Origin of the sequence: Kitasatospora sp. NPDC049285 (genome assembly GCF_040678815.1) — a bacterium.
Lineage (GTDB): Bacteria > Actinomycetota > Actinomycetes > Streptomycetales > Streptomycetaceae > Kitasatospora.
On the sequence record NZ_JBFAQR010000115.1, the window covers coordinates 1 to 8,036 of the forward strand.

Annotated in this window: 5 protein-coding genes; 1 reads left to right on the top strand and 4 read right to left on the bottom strand. The window is 73.6% G+C overall.

Annotated elements, in window-relative coordinates; translation table 11 throughout:
* Positions 1 to 139: 139 nt before the first annotated feature.
* Both lanL and AB0K51_RS34210 read right to left on the bottom strand, forming a co-directional pair.
* Positions 140 to 2,932 carry a class IV lanthionine synthetase LanL gene (lanL, locus tag AB0K51_RS34205; RefSeq protein ID WP_363462112.1) on the bottom strand — a complete coding sequence of 931 codons (2,793 nt, stop codon included), beginning with the start codon at positions 2,930 to 2,932 and terminating at the stop codon, positions 140 to 142.
* Between the two features lie 2 nt (positions 2,933 to 2,934).
* Complete coding sequence (locus AB0K51_RS34210) at positions 2,935 to 3,102, bottom strand: SflA family class IV lanthipeptide (protein ID WP_363462114.1); 168 nt, start codon at positions 3,100 to 3,102, stop codon at positions 2,935 to 2,937.
* A gap of 300 nt (positions 3,103 to 3,402) precedes the next feature.
* Between AB0K51_RS34210 and AB0K51_RS34215 the strand changes: the two genes are divergently transcribed.
* Complete coding sequence (locus AB0K51_RS34215) at positions 3,403 to 4,611, top strand: ROK family transcriptional regulator (RefSeq protein WP_363462120.1); 1,209 nt, start codon at positions 3,403 to 3,405, stop codon at positions 4,609 to 4,611.
* Between the two features lie 108 nt (positions 4,612 to 4,719).
* Here the strand turns inward: AB0K51_RS34215 and AB0K51_RS34220 are convergent, their stop codons facing one another.
* Positions 4,720 to 7,581 carry a beta-mannosidase gene (locus AB0K51_RS34220; protein ID WP_363462116.1) on the bottom strand — a complete coding sequence of 954 codons (2,862 nt, stop codon included), beginning with the start codon at positions 7,579 to 7,581 and terminating at the stop codon, positions 4,720 to 4,722.
* Positions 7,582 to 7,603: 22 nt separating this feature from the next.
* Positions 7,604 to 7,756 (bottom strand): hypothetical protein, encoded by a 153-nt coding sequence (locus AB0K51_RS34225; protein ID WP_363462118.1) that lies wholly within the window; start codon positions 7,754 to 7,756, stop codon positions 7,604 to 7,606.
* Positions 7,757 to 8,036 lie beyond the last annotated feature (280 nt).

Consider the following 8,036-nt stretch of genomic DNA (forward strand, 5'->3'; position numbering starts at 1 on the left):
TATGAAGTCACAAACGCCCGTCCGGCCGCGTGCATGATGACGTCGCCAACGAGCCGACAAATCGCAAACAGGACAGCCGAGGCGTCAGTCAGTCGGTGGGTCAGACTCGCTGGCAACATCACCAGGAACATCATCACTGTCAGTCGAGTAGGCCGAGGCGGGGGCCGCCGGTGGATTGGAGGCGGCGGAGGAAGGTGAGGACGCCTGCGGAGCCGCCGGCCCAGGTGGCGGTGGGGTGGGTGAGGGTGGTGTCGGGGAAGGTGGGGCGGGACGGGGGGCCGCCGGCGCGGGTGAGGATGAGGGCGGCGATGGTGTCGGCGGCGGTGAGGAACTCGTCTGTGGTGGCGGGGAGTTGCGCGAGGTCGAGCATCAGGTCGCCGACGCCGGAGAGGCCGCAGCACTGGGTGACCAGCGGCATGCGGGGTGCGAGTGCGGTGCAGGTGCGGGCGCACTGTTGGGCGAGGGCGAGGAACTCCGGCGCGGCGAGGCGGTCGGCGGCGCGGACGAGGACCGCTCCGATTCCGGCCAGGCCGCGGCACCAGGAGCCGTAGCGGCGGGTGGCGCCCGGGGCGGTGGCCGCCGCGAGGATGTCCGGGGTGGCGGCGGCGAGTGCCGTGCAGGCCTGGTGGGCCTGGCGGGTGGCTTCCGGGTCGCCGGTGGTGTGCGCGTACTCGAGGAGGAAGTAGGCGACACCCGCGTCGCCGTGGGCGAGTCCTTGGCGGAGGGCCGCGGAGCCGGGGCGGTCGGCACCGGTGGGGGACAGGCGGGCCTCGCCGGAGGTGAGCAGGCGGTGGCATTCGGCGGCGACGGCGAGATGGTCGACACGGTGCACGTCGACGGGGTGGGGGGTGGGGGAGGTCCGGGCGAGGAGGAGGCGGCCGATGCCGATGCCGGCGATGCCCTCGATGAAGTCGGCCTCGGGTGGGCCGCCGTCCGGGCTCTGGTGCGGAATCGTCGGGTGGGAGCCGGGAGTTGGGGGCAGGCCCGCCTGGGCGAGGAAGAGTTCGACGCCGGTGCGGCCCGACCAGAAGGACGGCGAGAGGTGGCGGGAGCGGGCGGCCGCGGTGGCCGTCCACGCGGCCAGGGTGTCGACGGCTTCGCGGACACCGGGCCGGTGGAGGTGGTGGAGGAGTTCCAGGCCGAGGCCCGCGGTGCCGCCGTAGACGTCGACGGCGGTCGGGACGGCTGCGCGTGCGGCGAGGGCGGGGTCGGTGAGGCGGTGGGCCTCGGCGACGCAGAAGGCCGTCGTGTGGTCGATGATCTCCGCGAGCAGGCTGTCGTCGAGGTGGTGGCGGTCGGGCCTGCCGTGGGGGCGGGGCAGCGAGGCGGGGTCGGGTGTGATGGTCGCCGCGAGCAGGCTGTCGTCGAGGTGGTGGCGGTCGGGCCTGCCGTGGGGGCGGGGCAGCGAGGCGGGGTCGGGCGTGATGGTCGCCGCGAGCACGCCGTCGTCGAGGTGGTGGTGGTCGGGCCTGCCGTGGGGATGGGTGGGGGCGAGTGGGTGGCCGGGTGTACGGGGAACTGAGTCGGCGTCATCCGGGGCGGTGGGGCTGCCGGTCTCGGCGCTGCGGAGTCGGGCCGCGCCGGCGGTTCGTACCGTGGGGTCGAAGCTCGTCAACTCGGCTATCAGGGTGCGGAATCGGTGGTGGGAGGGCCCGGGGAGGGCGAAGGCGAGGGTGGCCAGGGTGCGGTCGCGGTTGATGGTGTGGGACGGGTCGATGACGACGGGGTCGAGGCCGGTGGCGGCGTAGCAGAGGGTGGCGCCGAGGGCGTAGTAGTCGTCGGCGGGGGCGGCCGGGCCGTCGGGGCGGCGGACGGGGGCGTTGTAGCCGGGGGTGGCGCCGTCGGGGCCCTGGCCGTGCAGGGAGCTGATGCCGAAGTCGACCAGGTGGGGGTGGCCGTCGGCATCGAGGACGACGTTGTCGGGCTTGAGGTCGCGTACGACGACGCCGTGCTGGTGGATGGCGTCGAGGACGCGGAGCAGGCGGGCGGCCAGGGCGAGGGTGGCGTCGGCGGGGTACGGGCCGCGGAGTTGGACCTCGCGGCGCAGGTCCCGGTCGCCGCAGCTGGTCATGACGAGGTACTCGTCGGCGCGGTGCCGGAAGGCGTCGAGGGCGCGCGGGACGCCGGGGGCGGTGGCGAGGGCCGCCAGCACGAGGCGTTCGTTGCGCAGGCGGTCGCGGGTGTCGGCGCCGGACTCGTCCTCGGCGACGTAGGCCCGGGCCTGTTTGACGATCACCTGACGTCCCGTCAGGGTGTCGATCGCGCGGTACACGTTGCCGTGCGGCTTGCGCGCGATGCCGCCGGTGACCCGGTAGCGCCCCCCGCCCAGGCCGCCGGTGCGCCGCAGGCCTCCCGGGTCGGAGCCGCCACGCGCCTCCCCGCCGGGCGCCACCTCGGTTCGTGCGGCGAAGGGGTCGGTGGCCCAGGGCGGGCAGCGGTACGCGCCGGTGGCGAGGCCGTCGAAGAGGCGGCCGTCGGGGCCGACCATGACCGACTCCGTCCGGCCGCTGCGTCCGGTGCGGTAGGAACCGGTGAAGGGGCCGTAGCGGTAGTAGACGGGGGCGTCGGGGTCGACGCGGCGGTCGCTGACGACCTGTGGGCCCTCGCGCCCGCGGAGCAGGGCGACGAGTTCGTCGGCGAGGGCGAGCGCGGTTTCGGGCGCGGGGTAGACGGTGATCGCCTTGCCGACGGCGCCGGGGCTCGCCGCACCGGAGTTGAGCTCCCGCAGGGTCTCGGGGGTGCGGGCCCACTTGGCGTGGCAGACGTGGCGTTCGAGGACCGGTAGGACCAGCGCGGTGACCGCGTCGAGCTCGCCGGGGCGGGTCGAGACGTGCAGCTTCCATCCGTGGTCCATCGCCGGCATCCGCGGATCGGTCAGGTACGACCAGGTGTCGTCGGACCGGACGCCGCGACCGGCGATGGACCCGGACACCGTCAGGAGTTGAAGTCGCAGGCGAACCGGGTGGTCGCGGTGACCCACGGGTCGGCGAGGCACGCCGTGGCCTCGTGGTCGCTGCGGTCGTCGTCCTCGAACACGATGGTCTCGTCGTCGACCACCAGCGGGCCAGCGTCGCGGATCTGGTCGATCAGGGCTACGGGCATGTGACGCCTCCAGGTCATGTCGCGCGTCCGGCGAGGGCGCGGGTCGCGCCGCCGTGGACCGGCGGGCCCGGTCGGGCCCTGGTCCTGAGCCACGAAGGTAGGGAGGAACCTGTGAACCTGACAAGGGGTCAGGATACGTAACCTCCACGGAACGGTCCGGATGTGGAGAATGCGTGTGTACGTAATCGGGAACTCGGGGGGCGGGCCGTGCGTCAGGACAGCGACGGGGGCCGGTCGCGGATCGGGCCGGGGCAGTGCAATAGCATCGCCGAGGTGAACGATGCACGACCGGAGGACGCCGTGACCCAGCAGGCGGCGCCCGCCTTCCCGACCGGCAACGGGGCCGAGCGTCCGTGGAACCGGCAGCGGCTGCGCAGCAACAACGAATGGCTGCTGCTGGAGCGGCTGCGCCTGCACGGCCCGCTCTCGCGTGCCCAACTCGCGCGGGACACCGGCCTGTCCAAGCCCACCGTGTCCGCGGCGCTGGCCGCGCTGGAGACCGCCGGGCTGGTCCGCGAGGCGGGCCGGTTCGTGCCCGAGCGGGGCCGCTCCGCCGTGCTGTACGAACCGGAGCCGACCGCCGGGCACGTGCTCGGCGTGGACATCGGCCGGGCCCGGCTGCGGGTCGCCGTCGCGGACCTGTCCGGGCAGCTGGTCAGCCGGCGGGACGTGCCGAACCTCGGCAGTTCGGCGGACGCGGTGGCCGAGGCGGTGGTGGCGGCCGCCCGGGAGACCGCGGCGGCGGCCGGGCTCGAACCCTCGGCGATCGTCCACGCGGTGGTCGGCAGCCCCGGCGTGTGGGACGAGCAGAGCCGCAGCGTCCGGCTGGCCGCCAACCTGCCCGGCTGGGGCCGCAGCGGCCTGATCGACGGGATCGCCGCCGGGCTGGAGACCACCGTCACCATGGTCAACGACGCCAACTTGGCGGCCGTCGGGGAGTACGCGTTCGGCGCCGGGACGGGCAGCCAGCTCTTCGTCTACGTGCTGGTGGGAACCGGTCTGGGCGTCGGCGTGGTGCGCGGCGGCGACCTGCTGGTCGGCGCGCACGGGGCGGCCGGCGAGATCGGGTACCTGCCGCTGCCCGGTCCGAGCGGGACGGCCGGCGAGGGCACGCTGGAGTCGGCGGTCTCCGCGGAGGCGGTGGTGCGCAGCGCGGTGGCGCTCGGGATGCGGCCGCCGCTGACGGCCAAGCAGGTCTTCGACGCGGCGCGGGCCGGTGACCCGGTGGCGGCGGAAGCCGTCCGGGAGGAGGCCGAGCGGCTGGGCTACGCGCTGGCCATCGTCGCCTCGGTCCTCGACCCGGACGTCCTGGTGCTGGGCGGCGGCGTCGGCCGCAGCGCGGACCTGCTCCTCGGCCCGGTCGAACGCGCCCTGCACCGGCACTCGCCGCTGCGACCGCGCGTCGCGCCGAGCCTGCTGGGCGACGACGCGGTGCTGTTGGGGGCGGTGGCGACCGCGCTGGAGGCCGCGCGGCCGGAGGTCTTCGAGCGGCGGGCCGGCACGGTCTGAGCGCGGGGGTCCGCCCGGGGAGAGGTGTCGCTCTCCGCCGGGCGGACCGCTGGCGCAGACCGCGTCCCTGGCGGACCGCGCCCTGTACCGCAGGAAACTGACTTGGCGTCAGCCTCCCGTGACCACGGTGTCGGTGCGGGGGACGTTCCAGCCTTCGAGGCTGAGCACCGGGGTGGTGCCGGTGAGGTCGGTGGAGCGGTAGGTGGCGGTGAGGGTCTGGGATTCGCCGGGCCACAGGGTGAGGTCGTTGGCGTTCCAGACGGTGGAGCGGGCCTGGTTGTCGCCGGAGAGTTCGGCGCCGGCGGCGGTGCCGCGGCGCAGGTCGGCGCGGAGCAGGAAGCCGACGGTGGGGGTGGTGGAGGTGTTGGTGACGGTGACGGTCAGGAGCCGGTCGGCGCCGTTCGGGCCGGCGGCGGGCGTGGCGGTGGCGGTGACCGCGACCTTGGCGGGCGCGAGGTTCTGCAGGGCCTTCAGGTCGGCGTAGGAGGTCATCGCGGCCTGCGGCTGCCCGAGGGTCTTGCTCCAGTTGACGCTGTCGCCGGTGGTCGGCTGCCAGTAGACGTTGCGGTCGACCAGGGCGCCGTTCTGACGGAGCAGCAGTTCGACGAAGTAGACGGTGTGGGCGGTGGTGGGGACGGTCGGCTTGAGGAGGTTGCCGGCGACCTGCTGGCCCGTCAGCGAGAAGGCGGGGGAGGTCCGGTCGTCGAGCAGGGTGCCGGCGGTGTCGTAGACCCGGGACTCGACGGTGAGGCCGGACTGGGTGGCGGAGCCGAGGTTGTCGGCGGTCACCGTGCCGGTGTCGAGGGTGAAGAGGGCGTGCAGCGGGCGGTTGGCGGCCTGGGCGCCGAAGTAGGCGCCGGCCTGGTCGTAGTCGTTGTTGTAGAGCGACCAGAGCAGGGTCGGCCAGCCCTTGTTGAGCTGCCAGTAGAGGGTGCCGGTGGACGGGGCGACGGCGTTGGTCGAGTGCGCCAGGAAGGCCTCGAACTGGGCGCGGACGTTCTCGTAGTTGGCGGCCTGGGCCTTGCGGACGTAGTCGGACAGGCCGGTGGGGGCGCCGTAGCGGTTGGTGATCGAGGCGTCGAGGTTGTAGAGCGTGCCGAAGTGGTAGCCGGTGTGCCTCGTGCCCTCGTAGTTGGCGTGGTACTGGTTGGCGCCGGGCGTCTGCCAGAGGGCGGACTGGTCGGCGGCGGAGAGGAAGCGGTTCAGCGAGTCCTGGGTGGGGACGGTGTTGCCCGCGCTCTGCTCGCTGTCGAAGCCCCAGGCGCCGCCGGAGTTGGTGAGGTCGCCGCCGGTGCTGTGCGCGGTGTCGTACCAGTAGGACGGCGGGACCCAGTCGTACGGGCCCTCCTTCTCACCGGCCTGGCCGAGGGTGGGGCTGGACTTGTACTCGGCGGAGGCGATGAACGGGCCGTCGTAGTCGGCGGCGGCGAACCCGGCCAGGGCCAGCGACTCCTGACTTGCCGTCGGGGCGTTGTCGCTCCACTCGAAGGAGAACACCGCCGGGTGGCGCCGGAGCGACTCGCCGACGGTCTGCGCGCTGAGCCGGTAGGTGGCCTGCTGGGCGGCGGTGTAGCTGGTGGCCTCCCAGAAGTCGCAGCACTGGAAGCCGGCGTTGACCAGGATGCCGGCGGCGTCCATCTGCCGGTACCAGTCCTCGGGCATGAAGTGCCCTTCCAGCCGTACGGTGTTGAGGCCCATCGACTTGATCAGCGCGATCTGCTGGGCGGTGTCCGCCGGGTCGTAGCGCAGGAACAGGTCGGGGGCCCAGCCGCCGCCGCGGACCACCAGCGGGGTGCCGTTGATCTTGAAGGCGCGCACGCCGGCGGGGGCGTTGCCGCCGGCGCCGGTGAGGTACGAGGTGACGGTGCGGATGCCGAAGGTGGAGCTGGTCGTGCCGAGCACGGTGGCGCCCTGGGCGACGCCGGTGGCCAGGGTGTAGAGCGGCTGGGCGCCGAGCTGGTAGGGCCACCAGATCTGCGGGTGGGCCAGGGTGAGCGCCGGGTAGGCGGCCGGGGTGAAGGAGACGGTGCGGGTGGAGCCGGCCGGCACCGTGACGTCCTGGGAGACCGTCACCGGGGTTCCGCCGCCGGGCGGGGTGAGGGTGGCGGTGACGGTGGCGCTCTGCGCGGTGGCCGTGGTGTTGGTGACGTCGGTCTTCACGGTCAGCGCCGAACTGCCGAGGTCCGCCGCGGTGTTCTGGACGACGTGCGCGTTGCCGTCGATCAGCGCCCCGCCGGTGCGCAGCTGGACGGGGAACTGGAGGCCGGTGTTGTTGTCCGGCGGGAGCTGGGACCAGTCGATGTCCGAGGTGTTGAGGCTGGTCGCCGGGTTGTTCGGATACACCTGCAGGGCCACCGAGTTGGTGCCGGGGCGGAGCAGCGCGGTGAGGTCGAGCCGGTTGCGGGTGTAGGCGCCGGCGACGGTGGTGTGGTCGGCGACCAGGGTGCCGTTGACCCAGACGTCCGCGGAGCCGACGACGCCGTTGACCACCAGGTCGGCGTGCTGGCCGGCCGGCGGGGCGGTGAAGTCGGTGCGGTACCACCAGGGCACGTCGAACGGGGTGAGCGGCGGGCCGGTCTTGGTGAGCTGGCCGAAGCAGCTCTTCATCGTGGCGGCGTAGAAGACGTTCGGGCAACTGCCGTTCAGCAGCAGCGCGTTGATTTCGGTGCCGGGGGCGCCGCCGCCGTCGTTCGGGACGCTCAGCCAGCCGCCGGTGGCGAATCCGGGGGTGGAGATCTTGGCGCCGCCCTGGGTGGCGGTGGCACTGCTGAGCACCTTCCAGCCGGCGGTGTCGCCGAGGTCGGTGAGGGCGCTCGCGCCGGTCGGCGGGGCGGGGAGGACGGCCGCTGCCACGGCGCTGGCGGGGGCCGCGGGCCCGGCGCCGTACAGGGAGAGTGCCGCGACGGCGAGGGCGGCGGCTGCCGCGGTGGGCCGTCGCCAGGCCGCGGCCGTCTGCCGGGATCTGGTCATGGGTCGGGCTCCTGTCGGGGTCTCAGGCGACGGGGTTCCGGGAGGCCGCGTTGCAGGCGTCGGCGTCGTGCTGCTTCTTCACCGCCGCGTCCCGGACGGGGGCGGTGGCCAGGACGGTGCCGAGGGTGAGCAGGCGGGGCAGTGGCCCGGGGCGGGGCGGACGAGTGGGGGGCATCCGAGACCTTCCTCCTCGAGGTTAGGAAAGGTTCCTTACTAGCTGCCCGGGAGGGTAGGGCGGCCGCCGTGGGCCGTCAAGGGGTTGCGGGGCCGCGCGGCAGGCGGCGCAGGGAAGTCGGCCACAGTTGTCGCGCAGGGGCTTGACGCGTTAAGTAATGCTCCCTAACTTGATCTCCCCGTCCGCCCCCCATGTCTGGAGTTGTTCGGTGTCTGCTGGGTTCACGCGAAGAATCGGTCTGTTCCAGGCCACGGCGATCAATATGAGTCAGATGTGTGGG